A 13840-nucleotide genomic window follows, 5' to 3' on the forward strand; every position below is an offset into this window, starting at 1 on the left:
AGGGGCCTCGGCCGGCAGCAGGAGTGTGCCATGAAGAAGATCGGGTTTTTGTCGTTCGGCCATTGGTCGACCTCGTCGCAGTCGGCGACGCGCTCGGCGTCGGACGTGCTGCTGCAATCGATCGATCTAGCCGTCGCCGCCGAGGAGCTCGGCGCGGACGGCGCCTATTTCCGCGTCCACCATTTCGCGCAGCAGCTCGCCTCGCCGTTCCCGCTGCTCGCCGCCGTCGGCGCCCGCACCAGCCGGATCGAGATCGGCACCGGCGTGATCGACATGCGCTACGAAAACCCGTTCTACATGGCCGAGGACGCCGGGGCGGCCGACCTGATCAGCCGCGGCCGCCTGCAGCTCGGCATCAGCCGCGGCTCGCCCGAACAGGTGGTCGAGGGCTGGCGGCATTTCGGCTATGCACCGGCGGAGGGCGAAAGCGATGCCGACATGGGCCGGCGCCATGCCGAGGTGCTGCTCGAGCTGCTGAAAGGCGAGGGGTTCGCGCAGCCCAGTCCCAATCCGATGTTCCCCAACCCGCCGGGCTTGTTGCGGCTGGAGCCGCACGCGCCGGGGCTGCGCCAGCGCATCTGGTGGGGCTCGTCGTCGAACGCGACGGCAGTCTGGGCCGCGCAGCAGGGGATGAACCTGCAGAGCTCGACGCTGAAGGCGGACGAGAGCTGCGAGCCGCTCCACATCCAGCAGGCCAAGCAGATCCGGCTCTACCGCCAGGCGTGGAAGGATGCGGGGCATGCGGGCGAGCCGCGCGTATCGGTGTCGCGCTCGATCTTCGCGCTGATGAACGATCGCGACCGCGCCTATTTCGGGCGGGGCGAGAGCAGCGACCAGATCGGCGTGATCGACAACATGCGCGCGGTGTTCGGGCGGTCCTATGCGGCCGAGCCCGAGCAATTGATCGCGCAACTGCGCGCCGACGAGGGGATCGCCGAGGCGGACACGCTGCTGCTCACCGTGCCCAACCAGCTCGGCGTCGCATACAACGCGCACGTGATCGACAGCATCCTGACCCACGTCGCTCCCGCGCTCGGCTGGCGCTGACGCGGCAGCGGCGCGGCGCTGCCGGCAGCACGGCGGCTCAGCTGATGCTCTCGGCTCCTTGTTCGAACCACGCGGCATAAGGCGTGTTGGCGACCATGCGGCGGTTTAGATCGGGCGTGCCGTCGTGCCACCACACCGGCCCGCGTTCGCCAAGCGCGACCTTGGCGCGATCGACTGCCGCGCGCGCCTCGGCCAAGCCGGGCTTGTCGTCGTTGCGCAAAGCGACGCCGACGGCGCGCCGCGCCTGCATCAAGTCGCTCACCAGTTCGGCGCGACGCTCGTCCGACAGTGACGGGTCCGATCGCCGCCAGAGCCGGCCGCGAACGACGAAATAGCGGCCATCCGGCGTAACCGGCTGGGCTTCCTTGCTCACCGTGGCGGCACCTGGGCGCTCACTGCCGCCCGGCCAGGGCCGCGAGCAGCGCTGGCGCGAAGCGTTCCGGCGCCTCGATCTGGGGCGCATGGCCGAGCCCGCTCAACGGCACCAGCCGCGCTTGGGGAAAGCGGCGGACTGCCTCCTGCGCCGCCTGCGGCACGGTCCTGATGCGGCCGCGCATATCGACGGGTGCGCTCGACGCGCGGAACGCGGTGGTATCGGCCTCGCCGATGATCAGCGTGGTCTGCACCGCGATCCGGGGAATCTCGGCGGCGACCGGCTGGGTCTCGATCATGTCGGAAAGCCGCGCCTGCGCGTCGCGCACCACCGCGCCATCGCGGCTGGCATATTGGCCGGCGAGCATGGCCACCCAGCGATCATAGGCCGGGCGCCACTCGCCATGATAATAATAGCGCAGTTGATAGGCCTTGATCGTCGCCGCGCTGGTCTTGGCCTCTTCGTCGAGCAGGCCGCCGAGCGGCGTATAGGGCACGCCCTCGGCAACGGTATCGTTGAGCCCCAGCGGGTTGACCAGCACCAGCGACGACAGCTCATGCGGGAACAGCAGCGCATAACGCATCGCGATCAGTCCGCCGGTGCTGTGCCCGACCAGGATCGGCTGGGTTACGCCGGCCTTTCGCAGCAGATCGCGGGTCAGGCCGGCGAGTGCGGCAAGGCTATATTGATAGCCGGCGGGCTTGGTGGATTTGCAGAAGCCGATCTGGTCCGGCACGATCACCCGATAGCCGTGGGCCGCCAGCATCTTGGCGGTGTCGCCCCAGGTCGCGGCGCAGAAGTTCTTGCCGTGGAGCAGCACGGCGACGCGGCCGTTTGCCGCCGCTGCTGGGGCGATGTCCATATAGGCCATCCGCACTGATTGGCCCGCCGAGCGGGTCTCGAACCAGTGAACCGGATAGGGATAGTCGAACTGCTCCAGATTGGCGCCGAGCGGGGCGGTCTGCGCCAGCGCGGGCGCCGCCACGAGCCCGAGCGGCAGCGCCAACGCGCGCAGGGCCCAGGAGAATATCTCCCGGCTGATGAAACGGTCCGCCATTCGGGCTTCCTTCTGCGACAGGGTCGCATTGGTGATCCGCAAGGATCTGCGTCGGTGGGTAGAACGTCGGCTGGCGCGATTGTCTCCGCGGGTGGCGATCAGCCTCGCGTGCACGGGAAGGAGGCACGCAGCGCGTCGCGGACCACGAACGCGGGCGCGTTGCTCCACTTCTTGCGGTGGGTGCGCAGGTATTTACGCGCGGCGGCAACCGCCTTGATCGTGGAGGACTGATCAGGCCCGATGCAGATTTCATGCGACAGCGACAGCGCGTCGAACACGCCGAGAATGTAGCCGGTGCAAAAGGTCGCGGCGGGATCATTGTCCTTGCCTCGGCAATTCTCCACCAGCTGCCCGGTCTGCAGGGAACTCACCACCACCGGCGGCGGCGTGGTCACGGCGGCAGCGAACAGGAACAGGATCATCATGGAGCCTCCAGGCCTCTGCCGGCAGGTGAAAGCGGGCGGTGCCGCCACTCGCCACGCCCGGGGCGCGCGTCAACCCGCCGCGGGAGCGTTCAGATAGGGCAGCAGGCGTACCCGCGGGAACACGTCCTCAAGCGGCTTGGTGTCGGGCAGAATGTAGACGATGCCGCCCCCCTTCTGGAACAGCGGCCGCACCTTCCTCGTGTAGAAACTGGTGCCGACATTGATGCAGCCGAAGGAGATGCGATTGTCGTCGGGGGTGGGCGAGAGCAGCCGCTGCACCCGCTGCTCCGCCTTATGAGTGGTGATCACCGCATGCAGCGCGACCGAATCGGCATAATCCACCCACAGCACGCGCTGGTTGCCGAAGGCGCGGCCAAACTTGGCGACGAACCGGCCCGCCGGGGTCGTCCGCTCGGCAGGCCCGATGTCGTTGAGGCTCTTGGCGCCGACGCCGGGCGACGAATCATCGCCGACGCCGATGCCGAGCAGCACCGGGGTCTGCCCGAGAAAATCACCCTTGCCATTGAACAGGTACAGCGCGGCCGACGGCTTATCGATGACGATATAGGGCTTGCCGCCGTTGTCGTGCGCCGCGGCCACCCAGGCGATGATGCGGCTGGCGGCCGCCGTACGTTCGGGTTCGGGCGTCGGCGGCGCCGGTTCGGCAGCGACCGGTCGAGGCTTGGCGACGGTCGCCGCCTTGGCATGCCGCGGCGCACGCTCGGCCGCCGCCGGCCAAGCCGGCGACGGCACCAGCGCCAACATCGCTGCAGCGATGATCGTCTTGTGCAACGGCGTTGCCCGTCGATGCGCGGCCGTTGCCGTGGAAATGCTCAGCCCCGCGGCTTGCGCTGCCGCTGCTGCTGTTGCTGCACCTGCTGGTCGAGGCCGTCCACGCGGCCATTGAGCTGGTCGATCCGCTGGCTGTTCTGCTGGGCCTGGCCGGCCGCCGCCTGGGCCTGGGTCAGCGCCTGGCCCGACGTGCCTTCCACGGTGCGCAGATGCCCGTCGATCCCGTCGATCCGCTGGTTCACCGTTGCGATCTGCCGGTTCACATAGCCCTTGGTGGCGCAGCCGCCGAGGCCGACCGAGCCGATCAGGATCATCGCCACCGATGCCTGCTTTGCCATCGTCATACGCATCTACTCACCTCGTTATTGTCTCAGGTGGGGACAGCCAAGCGTAGGCTGGCTGAGCTTGGCAAACGCTATCGGCTGAAATGTGCGAGTAATACGGTAGAGAGGTGTCGAGCCGGTGATGCACCAGTGGCGGCGACATCACCCGGCATGGCCGCGACAACTATTACAAATTTCCCCGTGCCTTGGTGCCGCCCGCCGGATCAAGGCGTTCAGCTTGGCCTCAACCACCAGGGGATCATCCATGCCGACCAACTTGAATACCGCGACCGCGGCAGACATCGATGCAGTCCCCGGTTTGCAGGGGCATGGCTTTGAGATCGTCCGCTACCGGTCGGAGCGGGGCGGGTTCACTGCCCTCCGGCAGCTGGAGGAAGTGCCCGGTCTCGCCGGCAAGACCGGGGGACTTGAGGGTGAGGTGAGCTTCGAATGATCGTTGGTCGCCGCCGGACATGGTCGACCACGGCCCGGTAAGGACAAACGCCTCGCGCTCACGGGCAAGCGGAGGCGAGGCGCCGGTCACTACGGGACAAGGCAGACTGGGCGCTCCGCACCCCGCTGGCAACGAGTCCCGGCGCAGGCGACTGCCCCTTTTCGGAACAGCCATGGCGCCCCGCCGCTGCGCGAATCGCGGGCGGGGCGCCGGCACGCTCCCCGTACGCCAACTCGAAGTCTTTGCTTCTGCGGCAGCTTTTGCCGGGCAAAGATTAATAGTTCGCGTGGATTGAAGTGACGGCATCGGCCGCGAGGCTCATCAACTCTTAACCTCGTGCTGCTATGCCGGTGCAATGGCCAGCAAGCTCGCCCCGCCCGCCCGTCCTGAATGGCTCGCTCATGAGGAGCGCACCGCCGATCGTGTCGCGGTCTCCTGGGTTGCATCGATCAGCTCGCGCAAGTTCGCGGATGAGGCCTGCCGCATCGTCGATATCACCCACCTTGGCTGCCGCGTGCAGCTGACGAGCCCGATCACCGTCGGCGCGCAGGTCACCATCGCGATCGCCGACTTCGCCGAGCTCGCCGGATGGGTGGCCTGGCACAAAGGCGGCGAGATCGGCGTCGATTTTAGCCATCCCTTGCCCGCGCAGGTGCTCGACAGCATCATCGCCCGCCATGGAGCCGGCGCCGTCCACTGACCGGCTACGCTTTAGCCTGCTATGGCTGTGCCGTTTGCGGGAACCGAGTGACCACGACAGTCGCTTGACGATCGGCACGGATGGCGCTGCTTGGCGTGATCCGATGCTGTCGTACTCTCGCCTCGTGACGCAATCTGCCAAGGGACCATCGCCTCATGCTCATTCTGATCGGTGCTGCGGCCGTCGCGACGATGGCCCAGGACACCAGCATCGCTGCGTCGAATGCGGTGCCGGTGCCCGGTACGATCACCATCGCATCGGCGACCGGGGCCGCGCTGCCGGCCGCATTCGATGATGCCGTGCGGCAGGCAATGCTCAACGCCCGCTTCACCCCGCTTCCCGGACAGGGGCACGGCCTTTATGCCGCGACGATCGCGGTGACGCAGAAATCGAGCGGGGTCGTCACCGCCGGGTCGCGGCCGGCGCCGCCGCCGCTCGCCACCCTGACCGGTGGCGTCAGCCTCAGCATGCCGGCAGGCGGCGGCCGCCTCAGCGATCTGGTCGTGACCGAGCTCAAGGTCACCATCACCCGGCGGAGCGACGCCCAACCCGTCTGGTCCGGCAGCGCCGTCACGGCACGGGTGACCGGCACGGCGGCGGGCGCCACCGATATCGTCGCCAAAACGCTGGCCGATGCCGTGCTGGCGCAATTTCCTCATCAGGCCGCCGGACCGATCTCGATCCCTTAAGCCGTGACGCTGCCCGGGCTTGCCGCTGCCTGCCCCGGCCGAACGGCAGAATCGCGCTTATTCTCATAGGCTTGTCGCACCAATCCACGAGCTATCCCGTTGGACATAACGGGTACATATGGTTAACGCGCGCCGATGGCGGCATCCTTGTTTCTACTTTTCGCGGTGGTGTTGGCGTTTGTTGGAGGGAATGGACCGTGGATCCTGATCGCCACGGTGGTGCTGGCGGCGGCGGCGGGCACGAGGCTACCTGATCTCGATACGCCGCTGCGGCTTGGTCACCGCAGCGCCTTGGTCCACAGCATTCTGCCATTGGTGGTGGCGCTGCTCGATCGGCGTACCTGGCCGGTGGCGGCGGGGCTGGGCTTCGGGATCGGCTGTCATCTGGCGGCGGACATGTTCCCGAACACCATGCGCGGCTTCGCCACCATCAAGCTGCCGCTGTGGGGTTCGATCGGGGCGATGCCGTCCTATCTGTGGATCGCCGGCAATGCAGCGGCCAATCTGATCGGCGGGTTGGTGGTGCTGGATCGGATCGCGCCCCGCGACGTGGTGGGCGGCGCGTTGGCGGCGACCGGAGTGCTCGGCGTCGCCTATCTGATGCGCGCCCAGGGTGGCTGGTATGCGCTGGGGATCCTCGCGGTGCTTGGCTGGCTGGCGTTCAGATAAGCACGCCGCGATCAGCCGGCGCGCCGATCTTCACGATTGCATGTGCGACCGCTGCATCATCTGCGTGGCCCGATCGGTCGCGATCCGCGTCTCGCCGGCGAGCTTCTTCACTTCGCCCGCGACCACGGCAAAGCCCCGGCCGGCCTCACCGGCACGCGCGGCCTCGATGGTGGCGTTGAGCGCGAGCAGATTGGTCTGCTTGGCGATTGCGCCGACGCTGGCGACGATCTGGGTCAATTCGTCCATCGTGGCTTTCAGCCGCTGGTTGCCATGCTCCAGTTCGGCCTGAAAATGCCGGCCCTCCTCCAGTCGCTGCTGCACCTCGCGTTCCAGCGCGACCTGGCGGGAGATGTCGGCGGCGATCTTGACGATCTTGCGCGGTCTTCCCTCGGCATCCAGGATCGGATTGTAGGTGGCCTGGATCCACACCTCCTGGCCGTCGCGGCCGACCCGCCGGTAGCGCCCGGCGTCGAATTCGCCGCGGCCAAGACGCCGCCAGAAATCCTTATAAGCGGCGGAGGACGCTTCGGATGGTTCGCAGAGCGAACTGTGATGCCGTCCCACCAACTCGCCACGCTGATACCCCAACGCCGTGAGGAAATTGGCGTTCGCGTCCAGAATGTGGCCGTTCAGGTCGAACTCCACCACCGCCTGCGACAGGTCGATGGCATTCTTTCGACCCTCATCCTCGGCCGCGCGCTCCTTGTTCTCGTTGATATCCATCGCGAACTTGACGATCTTGAGCGGTCGTCCGTCGGGGTCGAGGATCGGGTTGTACGTCGCCTGCAGCCACACGTCCCGCCCATCCTTGGCGACCCGGCGATAGACGCCGGCATCGAAGCTGCCGGTGCCGAGCTTGCGCCAGAAGGCGTCATAATCCGCCGAGCGGGCATGCGCGGGATCGCAGAACAGCCGGTGGTGCCGGCCGACGATCTCGTCCAGCCCGTAGCCGAACGCCTCGAGGAAATTGTCGTTGGCGGTCAGCACCGTGCCATCGAGCGCGAACTCGACCACGGCCTGGGAGCGATCCATGGCCGTGTTGATCGCCTCCAGCTCGGCGCGTTGGCGGCGCTGCTCGGTTACATCGGTGGCGATCTTGAGGATGCGCTCGGGCCGTCCGGCGGCATCCAGTACCGGGTTGTAGGTCGCCTGGAGATAGACGGTGTCGCCATTGCGGGCTCGCCGGGCATATTCCCCGGCATGATGCTGGCCGGTACCGAGCCTTTCCCAGAAAGCGGCATAGGCCGGCGATCCAACCAGCTCGTCCGCGCAGAACAGGCGATGCTGCTGCCCCACCACCTCGCTCAGCTCATAGCCCATCAGATCGAGGAACACGTCATTGGCCCAGCGGATCGTGCCGGTGGTATCGAATTCGATCACTGCCTGCGACAGGCACAGGGCCGTCCACGCCGCCTCGCTGCGCGCCATTCCGCCGATGCTCATCGCTTGCCACTCGCCCATCGCCGCTGGCTAGCCGGTAAAGGTTAACGGCTTGGTGAGGGAACGGCCATGAGCAAGGCCGCCATGCCGCGTTCGGTGCAGATGCTGGCAAGATGCGGGCGATCCGCAGCGGTTAGCGTCATGTTCATCTCCTACCCTCGATAGGCTTGGCCGAACCGCACCAACATCCCACCCACCCAAAGCGAGCCTGCGACCCAGCGAGCATGACGGAGTATCCAGGCACAGTTAGCGGCGCTACACCCGCTTCGCGGCAGGAGAGCGTGGCGCGCGATCTCGGCGCGATCTTTGGCGATCGTCGCAGCCGTCCCGCCAAGGGGACCGCGGTTGCGGTCATCCCCTCGCGCGATGGCCGGTCGTCCTGGCGGTGGATCCTGCTTGCAGGGATCGTCGTCGCGGCGATGGGCATAGTGGCGACAGCGCTGTTGCTGGGGTACGGATCGTCACCGCCGACGACGAAGCCCGGGCGCGCGCCGGTCGTGACACCGGCTAGGCAGCGCAAGGCGAGTACCACCACGACCCACGCGGACAGTTCAGCTACGAATGCACCGGTGGTTGCTGCCCTGGGCCCGGGCAATCTCGAACATCGCACGGCAGCCTCGGTGGCAACCGACGAGACCCACGCCCGGGCCGCCTCAAGCGAACCGCGCCGCGCCCGCAACCCCACCAAGGCCGATCGACCCGAGCGATTGCGCCGGGAGGCGGAACGCCCGGCGCGGTGCGGCGAAGACGGCGCCAACGCGCGCGCCTGGTGCCTGCGCCCGCGCGTCCTCGCGGCCAATCGCGAGCTTACCCGCTTGTACGACCAGGCGCGCCGGGCCGGTGTCGACAGCCGCGCTCTCGGCCGCCTGCGCGGGCAATGGGCGTCGGTGCAGCATAAGGCGAACAGCCACCCGGACGAAGCGCTCGCCGGCTACCACAACCTTCGCCTCGACCTGCTCGACCTGCTCGACGACCGGCGCGTAAACGGCGGGAACGACTGATGCCGGCCTCGCCGGAACCCGCCGCCGCCACATCGCCACGCCACCCTTATGGCAGCGTCGATGGGCAGCTGGTCTATGCCGTCGGCGACGTTCATGGCTGCTACGCGCTGCTGCAGGATCTGCTCGGCAGGATCGAGCATGACGCGACCTCCGTCACCGAGGATCTGAGGCCGATCCTCATCTTCTGCGGGGATTATGTCGATCGTGGCCCGGACTCGGCACGCGTCTTGGACGCTCTATGCTGGTTGAGGCGCCATGCCCCCTATGACGTCCACTTCCTCAAGGGCAATCACGAGCAAGTGATGCTGGGGTATATCACAGATCCCGGCGAGCATCGCGATTGGATGCGATTCGGCGGGGCGGAAACCTTGCGCTCCTATGGCGTAAATCCACCGGCGGCGGACGATGATGTGGCCCGCCACGTCGAGGCGCGCGACGATCTGCTCGAGCGGTTGCCGGTCGCGCATCTGACCTTTCTCAACGATCTCAAGCTGATGCTCTCGATCGGCGATTTCGTGTTCGTTCATGCCGGGCTGCGCGCCGGCAAGCCATTGAGCGACCAGTCGGAGGCGGACCTGTTGTGGATCCGGGAGGAGTTCCTCGGCGTCACCGAGGGGTATGATCGTATCGTCGTCCATGGCCATACGTGGACCACGGATCAGCCGGCCCTTTTGCCGCATCGCATCGGCATCGACACCGGTGCCTATGCGACCGGGGTGCTGACTGCCATCCGTATCCAGGACGGCAAAGTCGCGACGATCGCGGTACGCTCGGCCGCTACCGTGGCCCAAGGCGCGGGCGAGTGAGGGCGCCCGACGCGGGGCAGGCGCTTCAGGCGGGCGGAACCGTCGACATGGGCCGGCAGCGCCGGTTCAGCGCGTGACGGGCGCGGCGAATTTGAGGAGGTAATCCTCCAGCCGGTGCACTGCACCCGTGGTGAGGCGATAGGCCTTGGCGACATCGGGATCGAGGCTGCGCGTTTCCACCTCGAGCACCCCCGAGCCGACCAGCGCGGTGACGTACCGGTTGATCAATGTGCGGCTCTGGCCAAGGCTGACCGCGAGCATGTCGATATCCATGATCCGCCCCTCGGCTTCGGCGATGTACACCTGGAGCAGCGCAGGCCAGCTCGGCCCCGCGAGCGGGAAAGGATGGCAGATGCTGCTCTGCGCTTCCACCATCTGTACCTGCACCTGCGCGGTATGAAGGAGATCGCCCGGCGCGTGGCGGGCGATCGGTTCGAGCACCGGGGTGCAGGTCGCGACGATCAGATCCTGGTGCTGGACCAGCATTCGCGACACCGAGTTGCGCACCCACAGCACCGTATCGTCCTGGCGGATGAAGCGCTTGACGATGTCGAACGGCTTGCCGGTCGCCTTCAACGCAGCAATAGCCTCGCAACATTCCTCGCGATCGGCAGGGGCGGTGATGGAGAGCACGTCGCACCCGCGCAGCCGTGCCGCCGGTGTCATCAGCAAGGCGCCAAACCCATCATCAGCCTGTACGATGGCGCCGTGGTGATCCAACAGAACGTGACCTGGCAACATATCCAAAACGCTCCTCGACGCTACCACTCTAATACTTACATCTATGCCAATCCGACGCAGTAATATCCCTATACTATATTGCTAAGTTGTTCAATAGACGGGCCAAGTAGAAGGCAATGTTGATAACATATGATATAGTTTGTCGGGTGTGATCAGTGCGCAGCAGAGCGAATCATCTAAGTTCATGCTATGCGCTGCCAGCCGCGATGCTGCATTCGTCCATGGCGGCGCGGCAACGAAACGACTTATCGGCTGCCGGTCGCCCGTTTGCTCGCGCGCGTCACCGCGGTGATAACCCGATTGCGCCCTGCGCGCTTGGCCCGCAGCAGCGCCGCATCGGCGGTCTGCACCAGGGTTTGCCAATCGGTGTGGAGCGGCGCGCAGGCGAAGCCGATCGACACTGTCACCGGCCCGAGGTCCTTGCCCTCGTGCTGGACGCGAAGGTCGGCGATCGCCTTTCTCAGTTCCTCGGCCCGCGCTACGCCGGCCTCGGCTTCCATGCCGGGGAGCAGCATCAAAAACTCCTCGCCCCCGTAGCGGAACACCAGATTGGCATCGCGAACGGCATCCTTGAGGGTCTTGCCGACCATGCGCAGCACTTCGTCACCCGCCTCATGGCCGTGCTCGTCGTTGAAGTGCTTGAAGCGATCGACATCGATCATCGCACAACACACCGATGTGCCGAGCTGCTCGGCATCCGCCAGTTCGCGGGTCAGCACCTCGTCAAGCTGTCGCCGATTGGCGAGCGTGGTCAGCGGGTCTGCCATCGCCAGCGCGCGAAGCGCGTCACGCAGGCGCAGATTGTCGAGCGCCAGCCCGATGTTCTCGGCGAGCATCTGGAGGTAATGATCGTTCGGTTCACCGCCGGTGCCGGTCACCCGCCCCTCGAAATAGAGCAGGCCCAGCGATCCATGCTGCCCGGTGAGCGGCAGGCAGAGGCTCTCGGCGGCGCTCGGTGCGCAGACATGACCGCACGGCACGTCGAAGCTTTCGGGCGAGGGGCGATGCGGCGAGCCTCGGCGCAATCCCCAGCAGGCTAGCGGCGTGAACTCAGCGGCTGAATGCACCGGTTCGAGCCAGGAGCAGCCCTCGACCATCACGTTGCGGCTATGATCGAGCAGGTACAGCCGGCCGGCGAGGTGCGGCATCACCTGGGGCGCGAAGCCGCGCACCACCTGGGTAAGCTCGGCCACAGTGTCGCAGCTCTGCAGCCGCTGCGTCATGCGCGAGAGGAGATCGCGGATCAGCCGGTCGGCGTCGCGCTCGCGTTCGAGCCGCTGGCGCTCGATGCCGTTTTCGCGGAAGACGCGCAGCGCCTGCGCCATGTCGCCGATCTCGTCGACCTGATCGTAGACATAGGGTTCGGCATCGTAATCCTGCGCGGCGAGGCGGCTCACCACGTCGCTGAGCTTGACCACCGGATGCAGCACGCGCCGCCGGAACACGAAGAACAGCACGAAAAGGAACAAGAGGCCGGTGGCGCCGAGCATGATCTCGGACGTCGTGCGCCACAGCCTGGCGGTGCGCTCGGCGGCGCGCAGCTCGTCCTGCGTCCGCTGGTCGAGCCGATATTGGAAGCGCTCCACGGCGGCGCGCGAGCGATCGAGCTCGCGTTCATATTCGGGGGCGAACAGGATGCGCCGCGCGCTGGTCTCGTCGCCGCTGCGGTGAGCCTCCACCGCCTGTCGCTGCTGCGCCTGCAGCGCGTCCGCCCAGCGTAGCGCTTGCTGCAGGCTGCGCAGTTCGTCGGGCGAGGCGCCGGCATCCTGGATGTGCAGGGTCCGCGCTTCAACCGGGCGCAGCGTCGCGATCCCGCGCTGGTAGTTCAGCAGATCGGCGGCATCGCCGCTGATGACGAACTGGCGGGCGGCCTCGCTCGACGCGACCACCTCGTCCTCGACCGTCGCGGTGGCCCGATCGAGCGCATAACGCCGGGCGACGGCGGCACGTTCGTTCTGTTCGGCCGATGCCGCCAGCAGCATCGTCGTCCCGGCCGCGAGGGTCAGCGCGACGGTCGCCCCGTAAGCCCAATTGGTGATCGTCGCCAACCGCATGGCGAGCGCTTAACAGATGGAGGGATATCAGGCGGTTAACGCGAATTGGCTAGCCGCAACAACGGCGCGCTTGATGCCAAGCCGGTGCCATGCGTCACGGTATCAGCCCGATCCGTTGTTCCAGGTGGCGCGTTCGGCGAAGACCCGGGCGACTTCCGCCATGTTGTCCGCCCCCCAGGCGCACAGTGGCGTCAGGGCCTCCGCCAGACTGAGGCCGAGCGGCGTCAGCGTGTAATCGACGCGCGGCGGCACCTCCTTGTGATCGGTGCGGCTGACGATGCCATCCGCCTCCAGCTCCTTGAGATGCTGGATCAGCATCTTGTCGCTGACGCCACGCACCGCGCGCCGGAGCTCTCCGTAGCGGCTGGGCGCCTGCGCCAGGAAATAGACGATCAGCGGTTTCCATTTGCCGGCGATGATGCGCAGCGTGGCGTCGAGCCCGCACGAAAAGCCGATCGGCGGCGATGGTTCAGCGTTCATCAGGGGTACTTACCAAAAGGTGCATACTTGTCGATAGGTTTGCAAGCCGCCAGCTGTGCCTGACCTTGAACGGAGACATGACATGAACAGACTCAACGGCAAGACCGCGGTGGTGACGGGTGGCGGCAGCGGCATTGGTCTCGGCGCGGCCAAGCGGTTCATCGAGGAAGGCGCCTTCGTCTATATCTTCGGGCGGCGGCAGGACGTGCTGGATGACGCATTGGCGGCGCTGGGCGAGAATGCGCGGGCGGTGCGCGGATCGGTGACCGATATTGCGGATCTCGATCGCCTGTACGCCGCGGTGCGCGCCGAGCGGGGCGGGCTCGACATTCTGTTCGCCAACGCCGGCACCGGGGCGTTCGCCGCGCTCGGCGCCATCACCGCCGACCATTACGACCAGACCTTCGACGTCAACGTGAAGGGTGTTCTCTTCACCGTGCAGCAGGGCCTGCCGCTGATGTCGGCCGGCGGCTCGATCATCCTCACCGGTTCCACCACGGGAGTGATGGGGACGCCGCAGTTCAGCGTCTACAGCGCCAGCAAGGCGGCGATCCGCAACTTCGCGCGCAGCTGGGCGCAGGATCTGCGCGGCACCGGCATTCGCGTCAACGTCTTGTCGCCCGGGCCGACGCGCACCGATCTCGCGCTCGACGTGGTCGGCGAGGAGGCGTTCGAGGCGCTGGGCGCATCGACACCGATCGGGCGGCTCGGCGAACCGGCCGAGACCGCAGGCGCCGCCGCCTTCCTGGCGTCCGACGACAGCAGCTACATGACCGGCAGCGAGGTCTT

The 13840-nt window shown here is 66.8% G+C and carries 17 protein-coding genes; 8 read left to right on the forward strand and 9 right to left on the reverse strand.

The window, feature by feature from the left end; translation table 11 throughout:
* The first annotated feature begins 30 nt into the window (after positions 1 to 30).
* Positions 31 to 1047, forward strand: a complete 1017-nt coding sequence (locus OXR60_RS14765) for an LLM class flavin-dependent oxidoreductase (protein ID WP_267396697.1) — start codon at positions 31 to 33, stop codon at positions 1045 to 1047.
* Positions 1048 to 1084: 37 nt separating this feature from the next.
* Here the strand turns inward: OXR60_RS14765 and OXR60_RS14770 are convergent, their stop codons facing one another.
* From OXR60_RS14770 to OXR60_RS14790, 5 genes are all read right to left on the reverse strand, one after another.
* Positions 1085 to 1420, reverse strand: coding sequence for a hypothetical protein (locus OXR60_RS14770; protein ID WP_267396698.1), 336 nt, complete (start codon positions 1418 to 1420; stop codon positions 1085 to 1087).
* A 19-nt stretch (positions 1421 to 1439) separates the two neighbouring features.
* On the reverse strand, positions 1440 to 2477 hold the full coding sequence (locus tag OXR60_RS14775) for an alpha/beta hydrolase (RefSeq protein ID WP_267396699.1): 1038 nt from the start codon (positions 2475 to 2477) through the stop codon (positions 1440 to 1442).
* A gap of 98 nt (positions 2478 to 2575) precedes the next feature.
* Complete coding sequence (locus tag OXR60_RS14780) at positions 2576 to 2899, reverse strand: Rap1a/Tai family immunity protein (protein ID WP_267396700.1); 324 nt, start codon at positions 2897 to 2899, stop codon at positions 2576 to 2578.
* Between the two features lie 72 nt (positions 2900 to 2971).
* Positions 2972 to 3694 (reverse strand): hypothetical protein, encoded by a 723-nt coding sequence (locus OXR60_RS14785; protein ID WP_267396701.1) that lies wholly within the window; start codon positions 3692 to 3694, stop codon positions 2972 to 2974.
* 41 nt (positions 3695 to 3735) lie between these two features.
* Complete coding sequence (locus tag OXR60_RS14790; RefSeq protein WP_267396702.1) at positions 3736 to 4044, reverse strand: hypothetical protein; 309 nt, start codon at positions 4042 to 4044, stop codon at positions 3736 to 3738.
* A 238-nt stretch (positions 4045 to 4282) separates the two neighbouring features.
* On the opposite strand from OXR60_RS14790, the gene OXR60_RS14795 reads away from it, so the two are divergent.
* The 4 genes from OXR60_RS14795 to OXR60_RS14810 all read left to right on the forward strand — a co-directional run bounded on the left by OXR60_RS14795 (position 4283) and on the right by OXR60_RS14810 (position 6529).
* Complete coding sequence (locus OXR60_RS14795; RefSeq protein WP_267396703.1) at positions 4283 to 4471, forward strand: helix-hairpin-helix domain-containing protein; 189 nt, start codon at positions 4283 to 4285, stop codon at positions 4469 to 4471.
* A gap of 355 nt (positions 4472 to 4826) precedes the next feature.
* Positions 4827 to 5171, forward strand: a complete 345-nt coding sequence (locus OXR60_RS14800) for a PilZ domain-containing protein (protein WP_267396704.1) — start codon at positions 4827 to 4829, stop codon at positions 5169 to 5171.
* Positions 5172 to 5326: 155 nt separating this feature from the next.
* Complete coding sequence (locus OXR60_RS14805; protein ID WP_267396705.1) at positions 5327 to 5860, forward strand: hypothetical protein; 534 nt, start codon at positions 5327 to 5329, stop codon at positions 5858 to 5860.
* A gap of 135 nt (positions 5861 to 5995) precedes the next feature.
* Positions 5996 to 6529 (forward strand): hypothetical protein, encoded by a 534-nt coding sequence (locus tag OXR60_RS14810; protein ID WP_267396706.1) that lies wholly within the window; start codon positions 5996 to 5998, stop codon positions 6527 to 6529.
* A 30-nt stretch (positions 6530 to 6559) separates the two neighbouring features.
* Here the strand turns inward: OXR60_RS14810 and OXR60_RS20035 are convergent, their stop codons facing one another.
* Positions 6560 to 7990: a PAS domain-containing methyl-accepting chemotaxis protein gene (locus tag OXR60_RS20035; RefSeq protein WP_346015433.1), complete on the reverse strand. Its 1431-nt coding sequence runs from the start codon at positions 7988 to 7990 to the stop codon at positions 6560 to 6562.
* Positions 7991 to 8250: 260 nt separating this feature from the next.
* Here OXR60_RS20035 and OXR60_RS14825 point away from each other — a divergent pair, with 260 nt between their 5' ends.
* Together OXR60_RS14825 and OXR60_RS14830 are read left to right on the forward strand one after the other, a co-directional pair.
* Entirely contained in the window at positions 8251 to 8970 is a 720-nt protein-coding gene (locus OXR60_RS14825; protein ID WP_267396707.1) for a hypothetical protein, read from the forward strand.
* Positions 8970 to 9776: a metallophosphoesterase family protein gene (locus tag OXR60_RS14830; protein ID WP_267396708.1), complete on the forward strand. Its 807-nt coding sequence runs from the start codon at positions 8970 to 8972 to the stop codon at positions 9774 to 9776. Before OXR60_RS14825 ends, OXR60_RS14830 begins: the two co-directional genes overlap by 1 nt.
* Before the next feature lie 66 nt (positions 9777 to 9842).
* On the opposite strand, the gene OXR60_RS14835 is transcribed toward OXR60_RS14830, so the two are convergent.
* The 3 genes from OXR60_RS14835 to OXR60_RS14845 all read right to left on the reverse strand — a co-directional run bounded on the left by OXR60_RS14835 (position 9843) and on the right by OXR60_RS14845 (position 13051).
* A complete protein-coding gene (locus OXR60_RS14835; protein ID WP_267396709.1) occupies positions 9843 to 10442 on the reverse strand; it encodes a hypothetical protein in 600 nt (199 codons plus the stop codon).
* Positions 10443 to 10762: 320 nt separating this feature from the next.
* On the reverse strand, positions 10763 to 12571 hold the full coding sequence (locus tag OXR60_RS14840) for a GGDEF domain-containing protein (protein WP_267396710.1): 1809 nt from the start codon (positions 12569 to 12571) through the stop codon (positions 10763 to 10765).
* A 102-nt stretch (positions 12572 to 12673) separates the two neighbouring features.
* The gene (locus OXR60_RS14845; RefSeq protein WP_267396711.1) at positions 12674 to 13051 is read right to left on the reverse strand and encodes a helix-turn-helix domain-containing protein; all 378 of its coding nucleotides are present in this window, start codon (positions 13049 to 13051) and stop codon (positions 12674 to 12676) included.
* A gap of 82 nt (positions 13052 to 13133) precedes the next feature.
* Between OXR60_RS14845 and OXR60_RS14850 the strand changes: the two genes are divergently transcribed.
* Positions 13134 to 13840: SDR family oxidoreductase (locus tag OXR60_RS14850; protein WP_267396712.1), on the forward strand; the 707-nt coding region annotated here is incomplete at its 3' end.

It is taken from the genome of Sphingomonas sp. GC_Shp_5 (assembly GCF_026540855.1).
Taxonomy (GTDB): Bacteria; Pseudomonadota; Alphaproteobacteria; order Sphingomonadales; family Sphingomonadaceae; genus Sphingomonas.

What these genes read in the sequence shown, in the direction of transcription:
- OXR60_RS14765 (WP_267396697.1), top strand. Translation starts at nt 31, where the DNA reads ATGAAGAAGATCGGGTTTTTGTCGTTCGGCCATTGGTCGACCTCGTCG.
- OXR60_RS14775 (WP_267396699.1), bottom strand. Translation starts at nt 2,477, where the DNA reads ATGGCGGACCGTTTCATCAGCCGGGAGATATTCTCCTGGGCCCTGCGC.
- OXR60_RS14780 (WP_267396700.1), bottom strand. Translation starts at nt 2,899, where the DNA reads ATGATCCTGTTCCTGTTCGCTGCCGCCGTGACCACGCCGCCGCCGGTG.
- OXR60_RS14790 (WP_267396702.1), bottom strand. Translation starts at nt 4,044, where the DNA reads ATGCGTATGACGATGGCAAAGCAGGCATCGGTGGCGATGATCCTGATC.
- OXR60_RS14795 (WP_267396703.1), top strand. Translation starts at nt 4,283, where the DNA reads ATGCCGACCAACTTGAATACCGCGACCGCGGCAGACATCGATGCAGTC.
- OXR60_RS14800 (WP_267396704.1), top strand. Translation starts at nt 4,827, where the DNA reads ATGGCCAGCAAGCTCGCCCCGCCCGCCCGTCCTGAATGGCTCGCTCAT.
- OXR60_RS14805 (WP_267396705.1), top strand. Translation starts at nt 5,327, where the DNA reads ATGCTCATTCTGATCGGTGCTGCGGCCGTCGCGACGATGGCCCAGGAC.
- OXR60_RS14810 (WP_267396706.1), top strand. Translation starts at nt 5,996, where the DNA reads ATGGCGGCATCCTTGTTTCTACTTTTCGCGGTGGTGTTGGCGTTTGTT.
- OXR60_RS20035 (WP_346015433.1), bottom strand. Translation starts at nt 7,990, where the DNA reads ATGGGCGAGTGGCAAGCGATGAGCATCGGCGGAATGGCGCGCAGCGAG.
- OXR60_RS14830 (WP_267396708.1), top strand. Translation starts at nt 8,970, where the DNA reads ATGCCGGCCTCGCCGGAACCCGCCGCCGCCACATCGCCACGCCACCCT.
- OXR60_RS14835 (WP_267396709.1), bottom strand. Translation starts at nt 10,442, where the DNA reads ATGACACCGGCGGCACGGCTGCGCGGGTGCGACGTGCTCTCCATCACC.
- OXR60_RS14840 (WP_267396710.1), bottom strand. Translation starts at nt 12,571, where the DNA reads ATGCGGTTGGCGACGATCACCAATTGGGCTTACGGGGCGACCGTCGCG.
- OXR60_RS14845 (WP_267396711.1), bottom strand. Translation starts at nt 13,051, where the DNA reads ATGAACGCTGAACCATCGCCGCCGATCGGCTTTTCGTGCGGGCTCGAC.